The organism is Variovorax sp. P1_H2, assembly GCF_056405295.1.
In genome coordinates this window covers 23,648-44,273 of record NZ_JBFUCJ010000050.1, presented here as the reverse complement: position 1 = coordinate 44,273, position 20,626 = coordinate 23,648, and the positions used below count along the sequence as shown (strand labels likewise).

Here is a 20,626-nt window from a genome sequence, read left to right as displayed (position 1 = left end):
GTGCAATGCCACAGGTAGATCGCATAGCCCGCCAGCGGCGCGCAGGCGGACTGCGTGTTGGTCAGCGTGATCGAGAGCGTCAGCGGTGCACCCCCCACCTGGACGCTGCTGCCGACGTTGGTGCGGATGTCCGAGCGCACGATGCCGGCGAGTGCCAGCACGTTGTAGTTGTTGTTGCTGGCCGTCGAGCCGTCCGCGGGGTAGGGGCCGGCCGTTTCCTCGGGCACGACCTGGCAGCTGCTGGTGGTGGCGGACGTCGTGGCTGCCGCCGTTTCGGCCGCCGTGGCGCTGTCCGTGGCGGTGCTGGCGCTCGTTGCCAGGGCCGTCGACAGGGTCGACGTGCCGGTACTGCCGGCAGCGCCTCCGCCGCCGCAGCCGGCCAGCGTCAGCAGGCCCAGGGAGCCGAGCGCGCCGAGCGCCTGGCGGCGGCCGGCTGCGGGCATCGGGGACAGGGAATCGGGCATGTGTGTTTCCTCCTGCGCGGAACTCGCGCGGCTGCGACTGTGCGCCACGATCTGGGAGAAATCGTGTGCAGTCACAGGCCCTGGAGGCGCGCGGCGCCGGCGGCCTGGCGTTCCAGCGGCAGTCTCAGCGTGATGCCGAGGCTGCCGAGCGGCGACGGAGCGGCATAGATCCGCCCGCGGTGATCGCTCACGATCTGTTCGCAGAGCGCGACGCTCGCGATGGCGTCGAGATCGCTGCGCCAGCGCGGACTGCGGGCGGCGGCGGCATCGAAGCAGCGCGCGAGGCGCGGCTCGTCGAGGCCGGGGGCGGCATCGATGAAATTGACGACGGCGTGGGCGCCGTCGATGCGGCCGAGCACCTGCAGCGTGCTGCCGGCATGCATCGCGCGGCACGCCAGCTCGACGATGCGGGCCAGCACCTCCTGCATGCCCGGGAGGTCGAGCACCACCGGCAGCGGATCGGCCGGCAGCTTCAGTTCGAGCGCCATGCCGGCCGCCTGCAGCCGGCCGTGCAGCGACTCCGACATCTGGTGCAGCAGCTGGCGGATGTCGGTGCGGCTGCGCGGCCCGGCCGCATGGGCAAGGCGCGCGATGGCCGGTCGGGCGGCGGCGGCCCGCGGTCGCAGCAGGCGCCAGGGCAGGCAGAGCAGCAGCGCGAGGAGGAGGGCGAAGCAGGCGGGGATGGGGTTCATCGGAAAGCGAAATTCAGTTGCGATGCCGCGCATTAGTCCCTGGCTGAGGCGCTGGCGCAACAACATCGGCCCGCCGCGCCGGGCCTTCAAGATGTCTCCGCATTCGGGGTGCAGCATGCGGTTCGGGGTCGGTGCCGCTCGTACCATCGTGGCTTCGTCTTCCGTTCGCCGAGGCCTTCCATGTCCCTGCCCCATGCCCTCCTGGTCCGCAACGTTCGCCCCCTGGGCAAGGCGCCGGTCGACCTGCTCGTGCGCGACGGCCGGATCGCGGCGGTCGGCGCCTCCCTGGCGGCGCCGGCGCAGACGCAGGTCGATCTGGAGGAGGGCGGCGGCGCCCTGCTGCTGCCGGGACTGGTCGAAGGCCACACCCATCTCGACAAGACCTTGTGGGGCATGGACTGGTACCGCAACGAGGTCGGCACCCGCCTGGTCGACAAGATCGACAACGAGCGTGCCTTTCGCCACGCCAGCGGCCATGACGCGGCCAGCCAGTCGCTGGCGCTGGCCCGGGCTTTCCTGGCCCGGGGCACGACGCGGCTGCGGACCCATGTCGACATCGATACGCAGGCTGGGCTGCGCCACCTCGAAGGCGTGGCCCGCACGCGCAGCGCGCTGCAGGCGCTGCAGCAGATCCAGATCGTCGCCTTCCCGCAGTCGGGCCTGCTGCAGCGGCCCGGCACTGCGGCTCTGCTCGAGCAGGCGATGGCCGAGGGCGCCGACGTGCTCGGCGGGCTCGACCCCTGTGCGATCGATGGCGATCCGGTGCGCTCGCTCGATACGCTGTTCGGCATCGCCGAGCGCCGCGGCTGCGGCATCGACATTCACCTGCACGAGCCCGGCGCGATGGGCGCCTTCTCGCTCGGGCTGATCATGGACCGCGTCGTCGCGCTCGGCATGCAGGGCCAGGTCGCGATCAGCCACGGCTTCTGCCTCGGCGACCTGCCGCCGTCGGAGCGCGACCCGTTGATCGCACGCATGGCGCAGCTCGGCATGGTGCTGATCACCAGCGCACCGGCGTCGCGCAGCGTGCCGCCGTTGATGGCGTGTCGCCAGGCGGGCCTCACGGTGCTGGGCGGCAACGACGGCATCCGCGACACCTGGTCGCCCTACGGCAACCCCGACATGCTCGAGCGCGCGATGCTGATCGGCCTGCGCTACAACCTGCGCCGCGACGACGAACTCGACGTCGCGCTCGACTGCGTCACTCACGCCGGCGCCCGCGGCTGCGGCTTTGCGGCCTACGGCCTGGCGCCGGGCGACCGCGCCGACCTGGTGCTGGTCGACGCCCGGACCGTCGCCGAGGCCATCGTGGCGCGTCCGGTGCGCCGACTGGTGGTGGCCGGCGGCCGCATCGTGGCCCGCGACGGCGCGTTGACCTGATCGCGCTGTCGGCCCAGGGCTTGGACACGGCGAGACGATGCAAGTACTTACAAATATGACCCTGGTGTGAAAGGTGGAATTTGGATGATCTTCCGGGCAGAATCCCGCCAGATGAAATTACGGACCGGCGCCCTACTTGGTATCACCTTGCTCTCCCTGGCGTCGCCCGCCGCATTCGCCCAATCGACGGACGTTCAGGATTCATCCGGTTCTGGGTGGTGGGAAGCGGTCATCGGGCCCTTCGCGGTCCACTTCAGCAACGAGAACGATCACAAGCACGTCTACCTGCTGGGCATCGAGCGCAACCGGGAGGACGGCTGGATGTGGGGTTTCTCGGCGTTCCGGAATTCGTTCGGCCAGGCCTCCGGCTACGGCTATTACGGCTATCGCTGGGACGGGCTGTTCGGCAACCCCGCGATCTACGTCAAGCTGTCGGCCGGCATCCTCTACGGCTACAAGGACGAGTACGAGGACAACGTGCCGTTCAACCACAACGGCTTCGGCATCGGCGTCATTCCCGTGATCGGCTGGCGGCTGACCAAGGACGACGCCTTGCAGGTCGGGACGCTCGGGACCGCCGGACTCATCTTCACCTACAACCGCAAGTTCTGAGACCACCCCCGATGCGCCTGCGACGCTCCCCCTCCAGGGGGCGATACCAGCGGCCCGGCAAAGCCGGTTCCGCGGTATCCCTGGCCCGGGACTGCACCCGATTCGACCCCGAGGGCGCATCGGGGCAGCGGATAATCCCCCGATGCGAATCCGCTTCACCAAGATGCAGGGCGCCGGCAACGACTTCGTCGTGCTGGACGAAACCCGCGCGCCGCTCGGCCTCGACGCCGCGCAGTACCGCTTCCTGGCCGACCGCCACTTCGGCGTCGGCGCCGACCAGATCCTCTCGGTGCGGCCGTCGCCGGCCGAAGGCATCGACTTCCAGTACGTGATCCACAACGCCGACGGTGGCGAGGTCGAGCAATGCGGCAACGGCGCGCGCTGCTTCATGCGTTTCGTGCGCGAGCGCCAGCTGACGGCCAAGGATGCGGTGCGCGTGCAGACGCTGTCCGGCGTGATCGAGCCGCGGATGGGCGCCGACGGCCGGGTCACGGTCGACATGGGCGCCCCGATCTTCGATCCGGCCCGGGTGCCCTTCGACACCGCCGGGCTCAACCCGCAGCCTGAAGGCGGGTGGCACACCTGGCACCTGGCGCTCGATACCCATGCCGGCAGTGCCATCGTCGCCCTCGCCGTGCTGTCGATGGGCAATCCGCACGCGGTGCAGATCGTCGCCGACGTCGATACCGCGCCGGTCGCGGCCCAGGGCCCGCTGATCGAGCGCCATCCCCGCTTTCCGCAGCGCGTCAATGCCGGCTTCATGCAGGTGGTCGACCGCTCCCGGGTGCGCCTGCGTGTTTTCGAGCGCGGCGCCGGCGAGACCCTGGCCTGCGGGACCGGCGCCTGCGCGGCGGTGGTGGCCGGCATCCGGCTCGGCCTGCTCGATGCCCGGGTCGACGTCCAGACCCATGGCGGACTGCTCACCATCGAATGGGCCGGCGACGGCGCCCCGGTGCTGATGACCGGGCCGGCGGTCACCGTCTTCGAGGGCGACATCGAGGTGCCGGACCCGTCATGACCCCCATCAACACCAACCCCATGAATCCGATCACCGAAGACGACATCGCCAACTACCTCGCGAACACGCCCGACTTCTTCGAGCGCCACGCCCAACTGCTCGGCCAGGTGCAACTGACCAGCCCGCACGGCAACCGCGCCGTGAGCCTGCAGGAGCGCCAGGCCGAGATGCTGCGCGAGAAGATCAAGGCGCTCGAGCATCGCGTGATGGACATGGTTCGCCACGGCACCGAAAACGTCGTCACGGCCGACCGCCTGCAGCGCTGGACCCGCGGCCTGCTGACGACCCGCGACCCGCGCGGATTGCCGGCGCAGATCGCCGGCCAGCTGCAGACCCTGTTCATGGTTCCGCAGACCGCCATCAAGGTCTGGGACTGCGACAGCGCCTACCAGGGCGAGCCCTACGCCCAGTGGGTCAGCGACGACGTCAAGGCCCTCGCCACCTCGCTGACCGCGCCCTACTGCGGCCTCAACGCCGGCTTCGAGGCCGCCGGCTGGCTGGCCGAGCCGCAGGCGGCGGTGTCGATTTCGCTGATCCCGCTGCGGCCCGAGCCCGAGGCGCCGGCCTTCGGCCTGCTGGTGCTGGCCTCGCCCGATGCCCAGCGCTTCAATGCCGAGATGGGCACCGACTTCCTGGAGCGCATCGCCGAGCTGGCCTCGGGCGCGCTGTCGCGTTTGCGGCCTTGAACCGGCGTTTGCGGCGCGGCGTCCTGGGCGCGCTGGCGATCGGGGTGGCGGGCTACGCGGCGATCCACCTGATGGTCTGGCGGCATGCGCTCGCGCGTCTCGCCGAGCCGCCGCAGCGCCCCGCCGATGCGGCGCTGGTCCTCGGCAACCGGGCCTACAAGGATGGCCGGCCGAACCCCTGCCTGACCGGACGGGTCGATGCCGGCCTGGCGCTGGCGAAGGCCGGCACGGTGCGCCAACTGGTGTTCACCGGCGGTGTCGACAGCGAGGATGGACGCATCGAGGCCGAAGTGATGGCGCAGCACGCGCGCAGCATGGGCTACACCGGTGCGTTGCTGCTGGAGCCGGTGTCGCAGTCGACCCGCGAGAACCTGTCGATGTCGCGCGACGTGCTGCGGGCCGCGGGCATCCGCAGCGTGGTCATCGTGACCGAGCCCTACCACCTGTGGCGAGCCGAGCGGCTGGCGCGCGCCTCCGGTTTCGATCGCCTGTTCGACGTCCAGTTCGCGGCCGCGCCGAGCAGTTGCTGGCAGCGCTGGGGCATGGCCTTCAAGGGCGCGTTGCGCGAGCCGCTGGCGATCGTGAACAATGCAAGGTACTTTTAGCTCGCCCCCAGGTTGGCTCACTTCGTGTAGCCGCCCACCCCCTGCCGGGGGCAACGCCAGCGGCCCGGCGAAGCCGGTTCCGCGGCGTTCCACGAAGGGGCCTGGCTGCGCCGGCCGGAAGGCGCAGGTTTCCGGATTTCTGGCAGGAGCCGCATCTTGAACTCGAACTGGATCGAGAAGTACCTCGAGCATGTGCGGGTCGAGCGCCGGCTGGCGGCGCGCACGGTCGAGCTCTACGCCATCCACCTGGCGACGCTGGCGCAGAACGCCGCGGCTGCCGGGTTGGCGCTCGATCAGGTGCAGACCGCCCACGTGCGGCGCTGGATGGCCCAGCTGCATGGCTCCGGCCACGCGTCGCGCGGCATCGCGCTGGTGCTCTCGTGCTGGCGCAGCTTCTACCGCTGGCTCGGCAATGAAGGCTTGGTCGGATCGAACCCGGTGCAGGATGTCCATGCGCCGAAGGCTGCGCGGCCGCTGCCCAAGGCGCTCGCGGTCGACGAGGCGGTGCGGCTGGCCGACCTTCACGATGCCGAGGCCGACCCCTGGGACGAGGCGCGCGACCGCGCGATCGTCGAGCTGCTCTATGGCTGCGGCCTGCGCGTCGGCGAGCTGATCGGCCTGGACGTGCGCGCCAGCGGCACGGCGCGCGGCTGGATCGACCTCGACGCCGCCGAGGCCCACGTGCTCGGCAAGGGCAGCAAGCGCCGCATCGTGCCGGTGGGCAGCAAGGCGCTGGAGGCGCTGCGGGCCTGGCTGGCGCTGCGCGACGACTGCGCGGCGCTCGAGGCCGCCCGGCTGCGCGACCCCGGCAACGCAGCGGCGCTCTTCATCGGCCGCAACGGCACCCGCTTCTCGGCCCATGCGGTCTGGAAGCAGCTGCGCGGACGCAGCCTCAAGTCCGGCTTGTCGGCGCCGGTGCACCCGCACATGCTGCGGCATTCCTTCGCCAGCCACCTGCTGCAGTCCAGCAGCGACCTGCGGGCGGTGCAGGAACTGCTGGGCCACGCCAACATCTCCACCACGCAGGTCTACACCCGGCTGGATTTCCAGCATCTCGCCAAGGCCTACGATGCCGCCCATCCGCGGGCCCAGGCCCGCGACGAGGGCCCGCCGCCGACCGGCGGCGCGCTGCGCAAGAACAAGAGCAGGAACCCATGAAGCTTCTCCGTCTCCGCTCCGGCAAGGAGCGCTCGCTGCTGCGCCGCCACCCCTGGGTCTTCGAATCGGCGATCGCCAAGGGCGGCGGCGATGCCGGCGAGACGGTCCGCATCGAGGCCGACGATGGCCGCTTCCTGGCCTGGGCCGCGTACAGCCCGCATTCGAAGATCCGGGCCCGTGCCTGGAGCTTCGACGAGGCGCAGCGCATCGACGCCGCCTTCCTGGCGGCACGGGTCGCGCAGGCGGTCCGCGCCCGCCAGCTGTTCGACGTGCAGAGCGATGGCGTGCGCCTGGTGCACGGCGAGGCCGACGGCCTGCCGGGCCTGATCGTCGATCGCTACGGCGACACGCTGGTGGCGCAGTTCCTGTCGGCCGGCGTCGAGCGCTGGAAGGCCGTGCTGGCCGACGCGCTGCTCGCCGCCACCGGTCTCGAAAAACTGTACGAGCGCTCCGACGCCAGCGGCCGCGAGCGCGAGGGCCTGAAGCCGCAGACCGGCTGGCTGCGCGGCAGCGGCCCGACCGAACTGCGGATCCGCGAGCACGACTGGCAGCTGGGCCTGGACATCGCGACCGGCCACAAGACCGGCTTCTACCTCGACCAGCGCGACAGCCGCCGGCGTTTCGCCGAACTGGCCGCCCGGCGGCGCTTTCGCCGCGTGCTGAACTGCTTCTGCTACACCGGCGGCTTCACGGTCGCCGCGCTGGCCGGCCTGCAGGCGGCCGGGGCGGTCGAGGGCGCCGAGCTGATCTCGATCGATTCCTCGCTGCCGGCGCTGGAGCGCGCGCGGGCCCATGTGGCGCTCAACGGTTTCGACGAGGCCCGCACCGAATTCCTCGATGCCGACGTCAATGCCAGCCTGCGCCGCTTCGTCGACGAGGGCCGGCAGTTCGACGCCATCGTGCTCGATCCGCCGAAGTTCGCGCCGACCGTGGCCCACGCCGAGCGCGCCGCGCGCGCCTACAAGGACCTCAACCGGCAGGCCTTCAAGCTGCTGGCGCCGGGCGGCCATCTGCTGACCTTCTCGTGCTCGGGCGGCATCGGCGCCGACCTGTTCCACAAGATCGTCGCCTCGGCCGGCATCGATGCCGGGGTCGACGGCTACATCACCGAGCGCCTTGGCGCCGCGCCCGACCATCCGATGACCATCGAGTTCCCCGAAGGCGAGTACTTGAAAGGCCTGGTGGTGGTGCGCAAGTAGGCTTTGTCCCTGCCGCGGCGGGGCCGGGCGGCCGTCGCTAAACTTCCCGCCTTCGCCTGTTTCCCCCGTTCCCCTCGTTTCCCCGGAGCATCCCCATGGCCCTCATCCCCGCCACCATCCTCACCGGCTTCCTCGGCTCCGGCAAGACCACCCTGCTCAAGCGCATCCTGAGCGAGGCCCACGGCCAGAAGATCGCCGTGATCGAGAACGAGTTCGGCGAGGAGAACATCGACAACGACATCCTGGTCACCGAGTCGAAGGAGCAGATCGTCCAGATGAGCAACGGCTGCATCTGCTGCACCATCCGCGAAGACCTGCGCGAGGCGCTGCAGCTGCTGGCGGCCAAGAAGCGCAAGGGCCTGCTCGACTTCGACCGCGTGGTGATCGAGACCACCGGACTGGCCGACCCGGGCCCGGTGGCCCAGACCTTCTTCATGGACGACGAGATTGCCGAGAGCTACTTGCTCGACTCGATCCTGACCCTGGTCGATGCCAAGCACGCCCCGCAGCAGCTCAACGACCGCCAGGAGGCGCGCCGCCAGGTCGGCTTCGCCGACCAGATCTTCATCAGCAAGAGCGACCTGGTCGCCGAGGAGGAGACCGACGCGCTGATCCACCGGCTCAAGCACATGAACCCGCGGGCGCCGCAGCAGAAGGTGCATTTCGGCGAAGTCCCCATCGAGGACGTGTTCGACCTGCGCGGCTTCAACCTCAACGCCAAGCTGGACATCGACCCGGACTTCCTCAAGGAGGAAGAGGCGCACGACCACGACCATGACCATGGCGAGCATTGCGACCATCCCTCGCATGCGGACGAGGGCCATGGCCACCACCACCATCACGATGACGACGTCAAGAGCTTCGTCTATCGCTCCGACCGGGCCTTCGATCCGGCCCGGCTGGAGGACTTCCTGGGTGCGATCGTCAACATCTACGGACCGCGGATGCTGCGCTACAAGGGCGTTCTGCACATGCAGGGCACCGAGCGCAAGGTGATCTTCCAGGGCGTGCACCAGCTCATGGGCAGCGACCTCGGCCCGGCCTGGGGCGGCGACGAAAAGCGCACCAGCCGCATGGTGTTCATCGGAATCGACCTGCCGCGCGAGATCCTGGAACAGGGCCTGGACCAGTGCCTGGTCTGATCCTCCGGCCACGCGCCCGGGGTTCTCTATACAATCGCGCGCCTGTTCCGGGGGCTGCGATCGACCTTCTTTGAGCGAGTGTGACTTCCGGCATAGGGCCGGGCGCGTTTCGGAGCCGAATTCGGGGGTATAACCCCGGGGTTCGCCATCGGCGAGCACCCATGATCTGAATGCGCGTCCGAGTCCATCGAAGGAGCCAGTCACCGTGAAGAAACCCGCCGCCCACGCCAAGCCCGCGACGAAGCCCGCCGTCAAGAAGACGGTGGCTGCCAAGCAGGCTGTGCCCGCGGCGAAGAAGGTTTCCGCCAAGCATGCCGCGCCGTCCCCGTCTCCCGCCCGGAGCACGGCCCCTGCGGCCGCGAGCACCTCCTCTTCCAAACCGGCCGGCGCCCCCGCCGCGCCACCTGCACCATCGAGTCCCATGAAAAAAACGGCTGCCGCCTCCACCATTTCCGCCCCGGCGACACCCGCAACGACCGCCGCACCCGCCCGCGGCGGCCGCGTGTCGCGGCTGTCCCAGCTCACGGTCCCCTCCATGCCGCAATCGGTGGCCTCCACGGCGGCCAAGTCCAGCTTCGTCCAGATCACCTCGAACGCGCTGGTGCCGCCGCCGCCGATCGCGGTCAAGAAGGATCCCAAGCTGGTCAACAACTGGAAGACCAAGTCGGCCGAGGAGCTGAGCGACGCCGAAGTGATCGCCATGCCGGATTCCGAGTACATGAACGAGAAGCAGATGGCGTTCTTCCGCCTCAAGCTGCAGGAACTCAAGCGCGGCATCCTCGAGAATGCCGGCGAGACCACCGAGCACCTGCGCGAGGACACGGTGGTCGTGCCCGATCCGGCCGATCGCGCCACCATCGAGGAAGAGCATGCGCTCGAACTGCGCACCCGTGACCGCGAGCGCAAGCTGCTGAAGAAGATCGAGCAGTCGATCCAGCGCATCGATGCCGGCGACTATGGCTACTGCGACGAGACCGGCGAGCCGATCGGCGTCGGCCGCCTGCTGGCCCGCCCGACCGCCACGCTGTCGCTCGAAGCGCAGCAGCGCCGCGAACTCAAGCAGAAAATGTTCGGCGACTGATCACGGGAGAAATCGGACGGAGACGCTGCGCATGGCCAAGGAAGATTCCGGTCGCTTGCTGTCGAAGGTGGCGAAGTTCGTTCGCAATCCCCTGAAGGATTGGTCCGAGCTCGACGCCGACGAGTCGTCGACGCTCGAAAACGGCTACAGCCGTGAAATGCTCAAGGAAATGATCGAGCGGCGGCAGCGCAACGACTTCGTGCGCCGCCGCGAGTTCGACATGCTGCGCAAGCTGCGCCAGCGCGAGGCGGCCGGCGGGCGCGACCCGGCGGCCACGCCGTCTTCCTTCAATGTCAGCAGCACCTCCGGCAAATCGGAGGGCAGGGCGCTCACGCTCAAGAAGATCGACGAGATCGAAGAGCAGATGTCCCAGCAGTGGTGGAAGGGCCGCGACCCGCGCGCCGCGACGGCCGCAGGGGGTGCGTCCGCCGACGGTTCGCACATGGCCGAGCAGCACGCGCGCGCCTATGCCGACACCGTGCCCGGCGTGCCGCAGGGCGGGGTCCAGGGCCTGCAGGTCCAGCTGCCGGCGCACGACGGCAGCATCGAGGAAGCCGCGATCCGCTACGCCCACGGCGACGATGCGGGCGCCGAGGCGATCCTGCTGCAGGCGCTGGCGCCCGACAGCCCGACCGCCGAACAAGACGACACCTGGCGGACGCTGCTCGACCTCTACCGTGCCATCGGCGATGCCGAGAAGTTCGTGGCCGCCAGCACCCGCTATGCACAGCGCATGAAGCAGGCCGCGCCCGAGTGGATGTCGTTCCGCGCCCTGGCGAATTCGGCCCGTGCCTCGACGGCGGGCCCGCTCGAGCCGCCACCGGTCGCGGCCARTGATGCCGACTGGGCCAGCCCGCCGCGGCTCTCGCGCCAGGGCCTGATCGGCCTGACGCGCGCGCTCGGCGCCGCAGGTCCGTCCTGGCGGCTCGACTGGAGCGCGCTCGATGCCATCGAGCCCGATGCCGCCGGGCCGCTGCGGGCCTTGTTCACCCATTGGGCCGATTCCACGGTACAGCTGCGTTTTCGCGCCGCCGACCGTCTCCTGCTGGTGCTCGCCGAAGCCACGCCGGCCAACGACCGGGGCGTCGATGCGGTCTGGTGGCAGCTGCACATGGCGGCCTTGCGCATGATGCACCGGGCCGACGAATTCGAATTGCTGGCGCTCAACTACTGCATTACCTACGAGGTGTCGCCGCCGCCCTGGGAGGATCCCAAGGGCAACTATGGGTCGCTGGACGCCTTTCCGGCGGCGAAGCCTGCTGACAGGGGGGCCTCGATCGATTCCGGCGGCGCAGCGCCGGCCGCGGCGAGCGCGGGCCCCAGCCTGCTGGTCGGCGACCTGGTCGGGGAATCGCTCTCGACCTGGCAGCGTCTCGATGCGGAGCTGGCCGATTCGACGACGCCCACCGTTTCCTGTGCGGCCCTGGTGCGGATCGATTTTGCCGCCGCCGGCACCCTGCTCAACTGGGTCACCGACCACCACGGCCGCGGCCAGAAGCTCCAGTTCGTCGACGCCCACCGCCTGGTGGCGGCTTTCTTCGAAGTCATCGGCATCGCCGACCACGCCTCGGTCGTCCTCAGAAAAGACTGACTTCGGCGGCTGCCGGGGTTGAGATCCGGGCCTTTGCCCTGAGATTGCTTCGATGGAACAATTTCACGGAACCACGATTATCAGCGTCCGGCGCAAGGTGGCCGGGGCCGCCGACCAGGTCGCCATCGGCGGCGACGGCCAGGTCACGCTCGGCAACATCGTCATCAAGGGCACGGCGCGCAAGGTGCGCCGGCTCTACCACGGCAAGGTGCTGGCCGGCTTCGCGGGCGCGACCGCCGACGCTTTCACGCTGTTCGAGCGTTTCGAGGCCAAGCTCGAGAAGCACCAGGGACACCTGGCCCGGGCGGCGATCGAGCTGACCAAGGACTGGCGCACCGACCGCGTGCTGCGCCGTCTCGAGGCCATGCTGGCGGTGGCCGACGCCACCACCTCGCTGATCATCACCGGCAACGGCGACGTGCTGGAACCCGAGAACGGCATCATCGCGATCGGATCCGGCGGCGCCTACGCGCAGGCCGCGGCCAAGGCGCTGGTCGAGAACTCCGAGTTGCCGGCCGAGCAGATCGTGAAGAAAGCGCTGGAGATCGCCGCCGATCTCTGCATTTACACCAACATGCACCACACGGTCGAGACCCTCTGAGAAGCGCGAGCCCCTTCATGTCCATGACCCCCCAGGAAATCGTCTCCGAACTCGATCGCCACATCGTCGGGCAGTCCCAGGCCAAGCGTTCGGTCGCGATCGCGCTGCGCAACCGCTGGCGCCGCCAGCAGGTCGAGGAGAAGCTGCGCGCCGAGATCACGCCCAAGAACATCCTCATGATCGGCCCCACCGGGGTCGGCAAGACCGAGATCGCACGCCGGCTGGCCCGGCTGGCCGATGCCCCCTTCATCAAGGTGGAAGCGACGAAATTCACCGAGGTCGGCTACGTCGGCAAGGACGTCGACTCGATCATCCGCGACCTGGCCGAGATCGCGATCAAGCAGACCCGCGAGGCCGAGAGCGCCAAGGTCCGCATGCGGGCCGAGGATGCCGCCGAAGAACGCATCCTCGACGTCCTGCTGCCGCCCGCGCGCCTGCCCGACGGCGCAACGAGCGACACCTCCAGCCCGACCCGCCAGGCCTTCCGCAAGAAGCTGCGCGAGCACGAGCTCGACGACAAGGAGATCGAGATCGACCTCGCGGAGACCCGCCAGCCCCTGGAGATCATGGGCCCGGCGGGCATGGAGGAAATGACCGAGCAGCTGCGCAGCATGTTCGGCCAGCTCGGCCAGACCAAGCGCAAGAACCGCAAGCTCAAGATCGCCGAGGCGATGCGCCTGCTGATCGACGAGGAAGCCGCCAAGCTGGTCAACGAGGACGAGATCCGCACCCAGGCGATCCACAATGCCGAGCAGAACGGCATCGTCTTCATTGACGAGATCGACAAGGTGGCGAGCCGCAACGAGGCCCAGGGCGCGGATGTCTCGCGCCAGGGCGTGCAGCGCGACCTGCTGCCGCTGGTCGAGGGCACTGCGGTCAGCACCAAGTACGGCGTGGTGCGCACCGACCACATCCTGTTCATCGCCAGCGGCGCCTTCCACCTGAGCAAGCCGAGCGACCTGATTCCCGAGCTGCAGGGCCGTTTCCCGATCCGGGTCGAACTGCAGTCGCTGTCGGTGGCCGATTTCGAGGGCATCCTGACTCAGACCCAGGCCTCGCTGGTCAGGCAGTACCAGGCGCTGCTGGCCACGGAGGGCGTCACGCTCGAGTTCACGCCCGAGGGCATCACGCGATTGGCCAACATCGCCTTCGAGGTCAACGAACGGACCGAGAACATCGGCGCCCGCCGGTTGTCGACCGTGATGGAGCGTTTGCTCGACGAAGTCAGTTTTGATGCCGCCAGGTTGGACGGCCAAGCAGTGCACATCGATGCCGCCTATGTGGATCAGCGCCTTCAGGCACTCAGTCACGACGAAGACCTTTCTCGATTCATCCTCTGAAAATTGGCTCGCCCCCAGGTCGGGCTCACTGCGTGTAGCCCTCCCACCCCCTGCCGGGGGCGCAGTCAGCGGCCCGGCAAAGCCGGTTCCGCGACTGCCCCCGAACAGGCGAGCGCTGCGCGCCGCCGTCGAAAACAGTGCGTCGCTTCTTACTGGCCGGCGCAGCCAGGCCCGTTGGTGAAACACCGCGGAACCGGCTTTGCCGGGCCGCTGGTGTTGCCCCCGGTAGGGGGTGGGCGGCTACACGCAGTGAGCCAACCTGGGGGCGAGCCTATCTCTTGCATTACTTTCATTGCGTGAGCTAAGTGCTTCATTTGCAACAGAATTCGGCGTTTTTGAGCTTGCAAAAACATCGCTAAGTCGTTGATTCCATTACAAAAAATACCCGTGACGCCTGGTTGCGCGGTAGGTGTTTCCTGCTACAGTGGAAAAAAGTGCAGTTAAGTGGGAAAAAGTGTCCAGCAAGGCCTGATTCGGGCCTCGCGACACCTCCCAACACCGGGGTCTCGTGGTCGTGTTTCAAGGCGCTTCATCGCTCAGTCTGGATGCCAAGGGGCGGCTCTCCGTGCCGACCCGGCACCGTGACGTCCTGAGCGCGACCGCGGCCGGCCAACTCACGATCACCAAGCACCCGCATGGCTGCCTGATGCTGTTCCCGCGTCCCGAATGGGAGAAGTTCCGCGAGCGCATCGCCGCGCTGCCGATGTCGGCGCAGTGGTGGAAGCGGGTCTTCCTCGGCAATGCGATGGACGTCGAGATGGACGGTACCGGCCGCGTGCTGGTCTCGCCCGAACTGCGCGCCGCCGCCGGCATTTCGCGCGACGCCCTGCTGCTCGGCATGGGCAACCACTTCGAACTCTGGGACAAGGCAAGCTACGAGGCCAAGGAGGCCGAGGCCACGCAGGGCCAGATGCMGGATGTCTTCCAGGACTTTTCGTTCTGAGGCGCGCAGTGGAACAACCGTGGACCCATACGACCGTCTTGTTGGAAGAGGCGGTGAAGGCGCTGATCCCGGACGCTTCGCAGGCGACCGGCACCTACGTGGATGCGACTTTCGGGCGCGGCGGCCATTCCCGCGCCATTCTGGCCAGGCTGGGGCCGACGGGCCGGTTGATCGCGTTCGACAAGGACGCGGAAGCGGTGGCCGAAGCAGCGCGCATCGAGGATGCGCGTTTTTCCATCCGCCACCAGGGCTTCAAGGATCTGGGGGAGCTGCCGCCGGCCAGTGTGGCCGGCCTGCTGATGGACCTCGGTGTCAGCTCTCCCCAGATCGACAACCCCGCTCGGGGTTTTTCTTTTCGTTTCGACGGGCCGCTCGACATGCGCATGGACACCACGCGCGGCGAGAGCGTGTCCGAATGGCTGGCCACAGCCGAGGCTCAGCAGATTGCGGAGGTGATTCGTGACTATGGCGAAGAACGGTTTGCTGTTCAGATTGCAAAGGCGATTGTTGCTCGCCGACAAGAACGGGGCCCAATTTCAACCACCGCCGAGCTGGCCGAGCTCGTGGCTGGCGCGGTCAAAACCCGCGAGCCGGGCCAGAACCCTGCAACGCGCACATTTCAGGCTCTTCGGATTTTCATCAACGCCGAGCTTGAAGAGCTGCAACAGGCGCTAGAGGCCAGCCTGACCGTGCTGCAGCCCCAGGGCCGGCTCGCGGTGATCAGCTTCCATTCGCTGGAAGACCGCATCGTGAAGCAATTCATCGCCCGGCACTCGAAGGAGGTCTACGACCGCCGCGCGCCCTTTGCCGCGCCGAAGGCGATGAAGCTCAAGGCGTTGGCGCGCATCAAGCCCTCGAAGGCCGAGGTGGAAGGCAATCCGCGCTCGCGCAGCGCGATCCTGCGCGTGGCCGAGCGCACCGGGGAGGGCTGAAATGAAGCGCCCCCACGCTCATCACTTCGTGTATCGCTGCCCCCCGAGGGGGCGTTCAGTGCCCTTCGGGCGGCCGGGCGGGCTCTGACATGGCCCGGCTCAACCTGCTTCTCCTGCTGGCCGTGCTCGGCTCGGCGGTCTACCTCGTCCATACGCAGTACCTGTCGCRCCAGCTCTTCACCGAGCTGCACCGCATCGAGCTCGAGGCCCGCCGCCTGGAGCTCGACCGCGACCGGCTGCAGGTCGAGAAGCGGGCCCAGGCGACGCCGCTGCGGGTCGAGAAGCTGGCCAAGGAGCAGCTCAGGATGCGCACCACCACGCCCGCCATCACGCAGTACGTCCGCGCCGACGGCACCGTGATTCCCGCGGTGGTGGCGCCTGCGTCGGCGACGCCGCCAGGCCGCGCCGCACAGTCGAAGGGAGCGCACTGATGCCGCGCCGCAGCGTCCAGTACACGACCAGCCCCTTGCTTGCCAGCAAGACGCCGGTCTGGCGCAGCAAGTTCATCGTCGCGGCGATCGCCGGCGGCTTCATGCTGCTGGCGGCCCGCGCGGCCTACGTGCAGGTGCTTGACAACGACTTCTTCCAGCGCCAGGGCGAGGTCCGCTTCACGCGCACGCTCGAGCTGCCCGCCAACCGCGGCCGCATCCTCGACCGCAACGGCCTGCTGCTGGCCTCCAGCGTGGTGGCACCGAGCATCTGGGCGATCCCCGAAGACATCGAGCGCGACGACCCGGAGGTCAAGGCCAAGCTCAAGCAGGTGGCCAAGCTGCTCGAGATGCCGCAGAAGGACTTCGACAAGAAGCTCGAGGACGAGGACAAGACCTTCGTCTGGGTCAAGCGCCAGGTCGACGAGCCGATCGCCAAGCAGATCGCGGCACTCAATATCAAGGGCATCTACCAGCGCAAGGAATACAAGCGCCAGTACCCCGAGGGCGAGGCGGCCGCGCACGTGGTCGGCTTCACCAATGTCGAGGACCACGGCCAGGAAGGCATCGAGCTGGCCTTCAACAAGGACCTGGCCGGCAAGACAGGCTCGCGCCGCGTCATCAAGGACCGCCTCGGCCGCGTGGTCGAAGGCGTCGGCGAGCAGGTGCCGCCGGTGGACGGCAAGGACATCCAGCTCAGCGTCGACAGCAAGGTGCAGTTCTTCGCCTACCAGAAGCTGCGCGACGCCGTGACCATGCACAAGGCCAAGGCCGGCAGCGTGGTGGTGCTGGACGCCATCACCGGCGAGGTGCTGGCGCTGGCCAACTACCCGAGCTACGTCCCCGACAAGCGGCAGAACCTGACCGGCGAACAGCTGCGCAACCGCGCGCTGACCGACGTCTTCGAGCCCGGCTCGACCATGAAGCCGGTGACGGTCGGCATGGCGCTGGAAGCCGGCCGCGTGACGCCGCAGACCGTGATCTCCACCGCGCCCGGGCGCATGAGCATCGGCGGCTTCACGATCAGCGACACCCACAACTACGGCGCGCTGACGGTCGAGGGCGTGATCCAGAAGTCGAGCAACATCGGCGCCCTCAAGATCGCGCAGAAGATGACGCCGCGCGAGATGTGGGACACCTACACCGCGCTCGGCTACGGCCAGAAGCCGCAGATCCAGTTCCCCGGTGCGGTCACCGGCCGCCTGCGGCCCTGGAAGTCGTGGAAGCCGGTCGAGCAGGCCACCATGGCCTACGGGTACGGCCTGTCGGCCTCGCTGTTCCAGATGGCGCATTCGTACACCGCCTTCGCGCACGACGGCGACATCATCCCGGCGACGATCCTCAAGAGCAGCGAGCCGGCGGCCGGGGTCAAGGTGTTCTCGGCCCAGAACGCGCTCGCGGTGCGCAAGATGCTGCAGATGGCGGCCGGCCCGGGCGGCACCGGTCCGCTGGCGCAGACCATCGGCTATTCGGTGGGCGGCAAGTCCGGCACCGCGCACAAGCAGGTCGGCAGGGGCTATGCGAGCAACAAGTACCGCGCCTGGTTCACCGGCATGGCGCCGATCGAGAAGCCGCGCATCATCGTCGCGGTGATGATCGACGAGCCCAGCAACGGCCAGTACTTCGGCGGCCTGGTGGCGGCGCCGGTGTTCAGCGAGGTCGTGCAGCAGACCCTGCGCATGATGAACGTGGCGCCCGATCTGGCAGTCAAACCCCTGGTCGTGACCAAGGGCGTGGAAGAGAGTTTCTGATGGCCGTGACGACGCTGCACAACCCCGCCGAAGCCGCCGCCTGGCTGCGCTCGCGCGTGCGCGGCGCGCTGCATGCCGACAGCCGCGCGGTCGGCGCGGGCGACGGCTTCATCGCCTGGCCCGGGGCCGCGACCGACGGCCGGCGTTTCGTCGCCGGCGCGCTGGCGAAGGGCGCCGCGGCCTGCCTGGTCGAGCAGGAGGGCAGCGCGGCCTTCGGCTTCGATGGCGAGGCGATCGCCACCTACGCCGGCCTCAAGGCCGCGACCGGGCCGATCGCGGCCGCCTACTACGACACGCCCTCGGCCGAACTCGATCTGATCGCTGTCACCGGCACCAACGGCAAGACCTCGACCGCCTGGTGGCTGGCGCAGGCGCTGTCGTCGCGGCCGGCCGATGCCGGGCGTTCGCCCTGTGCCGTGGTCGGCACGCTGGGCATCGGCGTGCCGCCCGAGCTGACCTACACCGGGCTCACGACGCCCGATCCCGTCATGCTGCAGCGCGAACTGCGCACCTTCGTCGACCGCGGTTTCGGCGCCTGCGCGGTCGAGGCCTCGTCGATCGGCATTGCCGAACGCCGGCTCGACGGCAGCCGGATCGCGGTGGCGGTGTTCACCAATTTCACCCAGGACCACCTGGACTACCACCGCAGCATGGAGGCCTACTGGGAAGCCAAGGCCGAACTGTTCCGCTGGCCCGGCCTGCGCGCCGCGGTGGTCAACATCGACGACGTGCACGGCGCGGCGCTGGTTGCCAACCTGATCGAGCGCGGTGTCGGCGCGCTCGATGTCTGGACGGTGTCGGCCGAGGGCGCCCCGGCCCGGCTGCGGGCGGACGACATCGGCTACGACGCCCGGGGCCTCAATTTTTCGGTGATCGAGGAAGGCGTGCCGGCTCAGCGTCTCGCGACCTCGCTGATCGGCCAGTACAACGTTGCCAACCTGCTCGGCGTGCTGGGCGCCCTGCGCGCGCTCGGCCTGCCGCTCGATGCGGCCGTGCAGGCCTGCGCCGGGCTCGAGAGCGTGCCGGGCCGCATGGAGCGCCTGAGCCTGCCCGGCCGGCCGCTGGCGGTGGTCGATTACGCGCACACGCCCGACGCGCTCGACAAGGCACTGGCCGGCCTGCGGCCGCTGGCGCGGCAGCGCGGCGGCGCGCTGTGGTGCCTGTTCGGCTGCGGCGGCGACCGCGACAGCGCCAAGCGCCCGATGATGGCCGCGGTGGCCGAGTCGCAGGCCGACCGCGTGGTCGTGACCAGCGACAACCCGCGCAGCGAGAGGCCGTCGGCGATCATCAGCCAGATCCTGCTCGGGCTGGCGCGGCCCGAAGCCGCGCAGGTCGAGCCCGACCGTGCGCGTGCGATCGCCGAGACGCTGGCCCAGGCCCGGCCGGAAGACGTCGTGCTGCTCGCCGGCCGCGGCCACGAGGCCTGGCAGGAAATCGCCGGCGAGCGGATCGCGTTCTCGGACCGGATCCATGCGCTCGATGCGCTCACGGCAAGGAGCGGCGCATGAGCGACACGCCCGCAGCGACGCCCATGATGACCCTTGGCCAGGCCCTGGCATGGATCCCCGGTGCGCGCCTGGTCGGCGACCCCGCGACGCCGATCCAGCGCGTCCACACCGACACCCGCACCCTGGCGGCCGGTGACCTGTTCGTCGCACTGAAGGGCGAGCGCTTCGATGCCAACCAGTTCCTGGCCGATGCCCGGGCCCGCGGCGCCGTCGCCGCGATCGCCCATGGCGGCCTCGAGGCCGCAGGCCTGGCGGGCCTCGAAGTCCCCGACAGCCTGAGCGCGCTCGGTGCGCTGTCGGCGGGCTGGCGCGCCCAGTTCGAACTGCCGCTGATCGCGGTCACCGGCAGCAACGGCAAGACCACCGTGACGCAGATGATCGCGTCGATCCTGCGTGCCGCCTGCGGCGAGGGCGCGCTGGCCACGGCCGGCAACTTCAACAACGAGATCGGCGTGCCGCTGACCCTGCTGCGCCTGCGTCGGCGGCACCAGCGCTCGGTGGTCGAACTCGGCATGAACCATCCGGGCGAGATCGAGCGGCTGGCGCGGATCGCGCGGCCGACCATCGCATTGGTCAACAACGCGCAGCGCGAGCACCAGGAGTTCATGGCCACGGTCGAGGCCGTGGCACGCGAGAACGCAGCGGTGTTCGAGGCGCTGCCGCCGCAGGGCACCGCGGTCTTCCCGTACGCAGACGCATTCACGCCCCTGTGGAAGGAGATCGCGCAGCGGGGTGCATCGCGCCGCTGCCTGAGCTTCGGCGAGCAGGCCGGCGCCGACATCGCGCTGGTGGCGGCCGACTGGGTGGACGGTGCCTGGCAGGTCGGTGCCCGCACGCCGCTGGGCGACCTGCGCTTCACGCTGCGCATCGCCGGCCGGCACAACGTCGTCAATGCGCTGGCGGCGATCGCCTGCGCGCTCGCCAGCGGCGTCTCGCTGGAGCGGATCGCCGACGGCCTGTCGGCCTTCGAACCGGTCAAGGGCCGCTCCAGGGCGATCGCACTGCCGCTCGCGGGCCAGCGCTCGATCACGCTGGTCGACGACACCTACAACGCCAATCCCGATTCCATGCTGGCGGCGATCGACGTCCTCGCCGCGCTGCCGGGCCCGCGCCTGCTGGTGATCGGCGACATGGGCGAGGTCGGCGACCAGGGGCCGCAGTTCCATTCCGAGATCGGCTTGCGGGCCCGCGAGCGCGGCATCGAGGCGGTGTTCGCGCTCGGCCGCGAGTCGGCGCACAGCATCGCCGCCTATCGCGGGGCCGGCCCTGCCGGAGAGGGCCGGCATTTCGAAGACATCGATTCGCTCAACGCCGCCGTCCAGGCGCAGTTGCCGCAGCTTGCGAGCGTGCTGGTCAAGGGCTCGCGCTTCATGCAGATGGAGCGCGTGGTCCAGGCCGTCACCGGCTGGGCCGAATCACGACAACAAGACAAGGAGGCCGGTCATGGCGCATGAGTCGCGCATCGAGGCCTGTTCGCCCATGCATCATTTCCCGA

At 69.2% G+C, this 20,626-nt stretch carries 19 protein-coding genes and 1 pseudogene; 18 read left to right on the top strand and 2 right to left on the bottom strand.

The window, feature by feature from the left end:
• Both AC1D2E_RS18240 and AC1D2E_RS18235 read right to left on the bottom strand, forming a co-directional pair.
• Positions 1 to 464, bottom strand: a pseudogene (locus tag AC1D2E_RS18240) (intradiol ring-cleavage dioxygenase); the annotation flags it as partial.
• Between the two features lie 71 nt (positions 465 to 535).
• On the bottom strand, positions 536 to 1,156 hold the full coding sequence (locus AC1D2E_RS18235) for a hypothetical protein (RefSeq protein ID WP_478198692.1): 621 nt from the start codon (positions 1,154 to 1,156) through the stop codon (positions 536 to 538).
• A gap of 180 nt (positions 1,157 to 1,336) precedes the next feature.
• Between AC1D2E_RS18235 and AC1D2E_RS18230 the strand changes: the two genes are divergently transcribed.
• From AC1D2E_RS18230 to AC1D2E_RS18145, 18 genes are all read left to right on the top strand, one after another.
• Entirely contained in the window at positions 1,337 to 2,536 is a 1,200-nt protein-coding gene (locus AC1D2E_RS18230) for an amidohydrolase family protein (protein WP_478198691.1), read from the top strand.
• 111 nt (positions 2,537 to 2,647) lie between these two features.
• Positions 2,648 to 3,148, top strand: coding sequence for an ABC transporter ATP-binding protein (locus tag AC1D2E_RS18225; RefSeq protein WP_478198690.1), 501 nt, complete (start codon positions 2,648 to 2,650; stop codon positions 3,146 to 3,148).
• A 142-nt stretch (positions 3,149 to 3,290) separates the two neighbouring features.
• Positions 3,291 to 4,166: a diaminopimelate epimerase gene (gene dapF, locus AC1D2E_RS18220; protein WP_478198689.1), complete on the top strand. Its 876-nt coding sequence runs from the start codon at positions 3,291 to 3,293 to the stop codon at positions 4,164 to 4,166.
• Entirely contained in the window at positions 4,163 to 4,852 is a 690-nt protein-coding gene (locus AC1D2E_RS18215) for a DUF484 family protein (RefSeq protein ID WP_478173325.1), read from the top strand. Before dapF ends, AC1D2E_RS18215 begins: the two co-directional genes overlap by 4 nt.
• Complete coding sequence (locus AC1D2E_RS18210; protein WP_478198688.1) at positions 4,849 to 5,457, top strand: YdcF family protein; 609 nt, start codon at positions 4,849 to 4,851, stop codon at positions 5,455 to 5,457. Before AC1D2E_RS18215 ends, AC1D2E_RS18210 begins: the two co-directional genes overlap by 4 nt.
• Positions 5,458 to 5,613: 156 nt before the next feature.
• The gene (locus AC1D2E_RS18205; protein ID WP_478198687.1) at positions 5,614 to 6,615 is read left to right on the top strand and encodes a tyrosine recombinase XerC; all 1,002 of its coding nucleotides are present in this window, start codon (positions 5,614 to 5,616) and stop codon (positions 6,613 to 6,615) included.
• Entirely contained in the window at positions 6,612 to 7,814 is a 1,203-nt protein-coding gene (locus AC1D2E_RS18200) for a class I SAM-dependent rRNA methyltransferase (RefSeq protein ID WP_478198686.1), read from the top strand. Before AC1D2E_RS18205 ends, AC1D2E_RS18200 begins: the two co-directional genes overlap by 4 nt.
• 95 nt (positions 7,815 to 7,909) lie before the next feature.
• Positions 7,910 to 8,956, top strand: coding sequence for a CobW family GTP-binding protein (locus tag AC1D2E_RS18195; RefSeq protein WP_478198685.1), 1,047 nt, complete (start codon positions 7,910 to 7,912; stop codon positions 8,954 to 8,956).
• A gap of 280 nt (positions 8,957 to 9,236) precedes the next feature.
• Positions 9,237 to 10,037 carry an RNA polymerase-binding protein DksA gene (gene dksA / locus AC1D2E_RS18190; protein ID WP_478198694.1) on the top strand — a complete coding sequence of 267 codons (801 nt, stop codon included), beginning with the start codon at positions 9,237 to 9,239 and terminating at the stop codon, positions 10,035 to 10,037.
• Positions 10,038 to 10,068: 31 nt separating this feature from the next.
• Positions 10,069 to 11,628, top strand: coding sequence for an STAS domain-containing protein (locus tag AC1D2E_RS18185; RefSeq protein WP_478198684.1), 1,560 nt, complete (start codon positions 10,069 to 10,071; stop codon positions 11,626 to 11,628).
• Between the two features lie 52 nt (positions 11,629 to 11,680).
• On the top strand, positions 11,681 to 12,229 hold the full coding sequence (gene hslV / locus AC1D2E_RS18180; RefSeq protein WP_478173318.1) for an ATP-dependent protease subunit HslV: 549 nt from the start codon (positions 11,681 to 11,683) through the stop codon (positions 12,227 to 12,229).
• A 17-nt stretch (positions 12,230 to 12,246) separates the two neighbouring features.
• Positions 12,247 to 13,569, top strand: coding sequence for an ATP-dependent protease ATPase subunit HslU (gene hslU, locus AC1D2E_RS18175; protein ID WP_478198683.1), 1,323 nt, complete (start codon positions 12,247 to 12,249; stop codon positions 13,567 to 13,569).
• 514 nt (positions 13,570 to 14,083) lie between these two features.
• Positions 14,084 to 14,512 (top strand): division/cell wall cluster transcriptional repressor MraZ, encoded by a 429-nt coding sequence (gene mraZ / locus AC1D2E_RS18170; protein WP_478198693.1) that lies wholly within the window; start codon positions 14,084 to 14,086, stop codon positions 14,510 to 14,512.
• Positions 14,513 to 14,520: 8 nt separating this feature from the next.
• Positions 14,521 to 15,444, top strand: coding sequence for a 16S rRNA (cytosine(1402)-N(4))-methyltransferase RsmH (gene rsmH, locus AC1D2E_RS18165; protein ID WP_478198682.1), 924 nt, complete (start codon positions 14,521 to 14,523; stop codon positions 15,442 to 15,444).
• Positions 15,445 to 15,533: 89 nt separating this feature from the next.
• The gene (gene ftsL, locus AC1D2E_RS18160; RefSeq protein ID WP_478198681.1) at positions 15,534 to 15,875 is read left to right on the top strand and encodes a cell division protein FtsL; all 342 of its coding nucleotides are present in this window, start codon (positions 15,534 to 15,536) and stop codon (positions 15,873 to 15,875) included.
• Complete coding sequence (locus AC1D2E_RS18155) at positions 15,875 to 17,623, top strand: peptidoglycan D,D-transpeptidase FtsI family protein (RefSeq protein ID WP_478198680.1); 1,749 nt, start codon at positions 15,875 to 15,877, stop codon at positions 17,621 to 17,623. The genes ftsL and AC1D2E_RS18155 overlap by 1 nt, the downstream gene beginning before the upstream one ends.
• Complete coding sequence (locus AC1D2E_RS18150; RefSeq protein WP_478198679.1) at positions 17,623 to 19,131, top strand: UDP-N-acetylmuramoyl-L-alanyl-D-glutamate--2,6-diaminopimelate ligase; 1,509 nt, start codon at positions 17,623 to 17,625, stop codon at positions 19,129 to 19,131. Before AC1D2E_RS18155 ends, AC1D2E_RS18150 begins: the two co-directional genes overlap by 1 nt.
• Complete coding sequence (locus AC1D2E_RS18145) at positions 19,128 to 20,585, top strand: UDP-N-acetylmuramoyl-tripeptide--D-alanyl-D-alanine ligase (RefSeq protein ID WP_478198678.1); 1,458 nt, start codon at positions 19,128 to 19,130, stop codon at positions 20,583 to 20,585. Before AC1D2E_RS18150 ends, AC1D2E_RS18145 begins: the two co-directional genes overlap by 4 nt.
• Positions 20,586 to 20,626 lie beyond the last annotated feature (41 nt).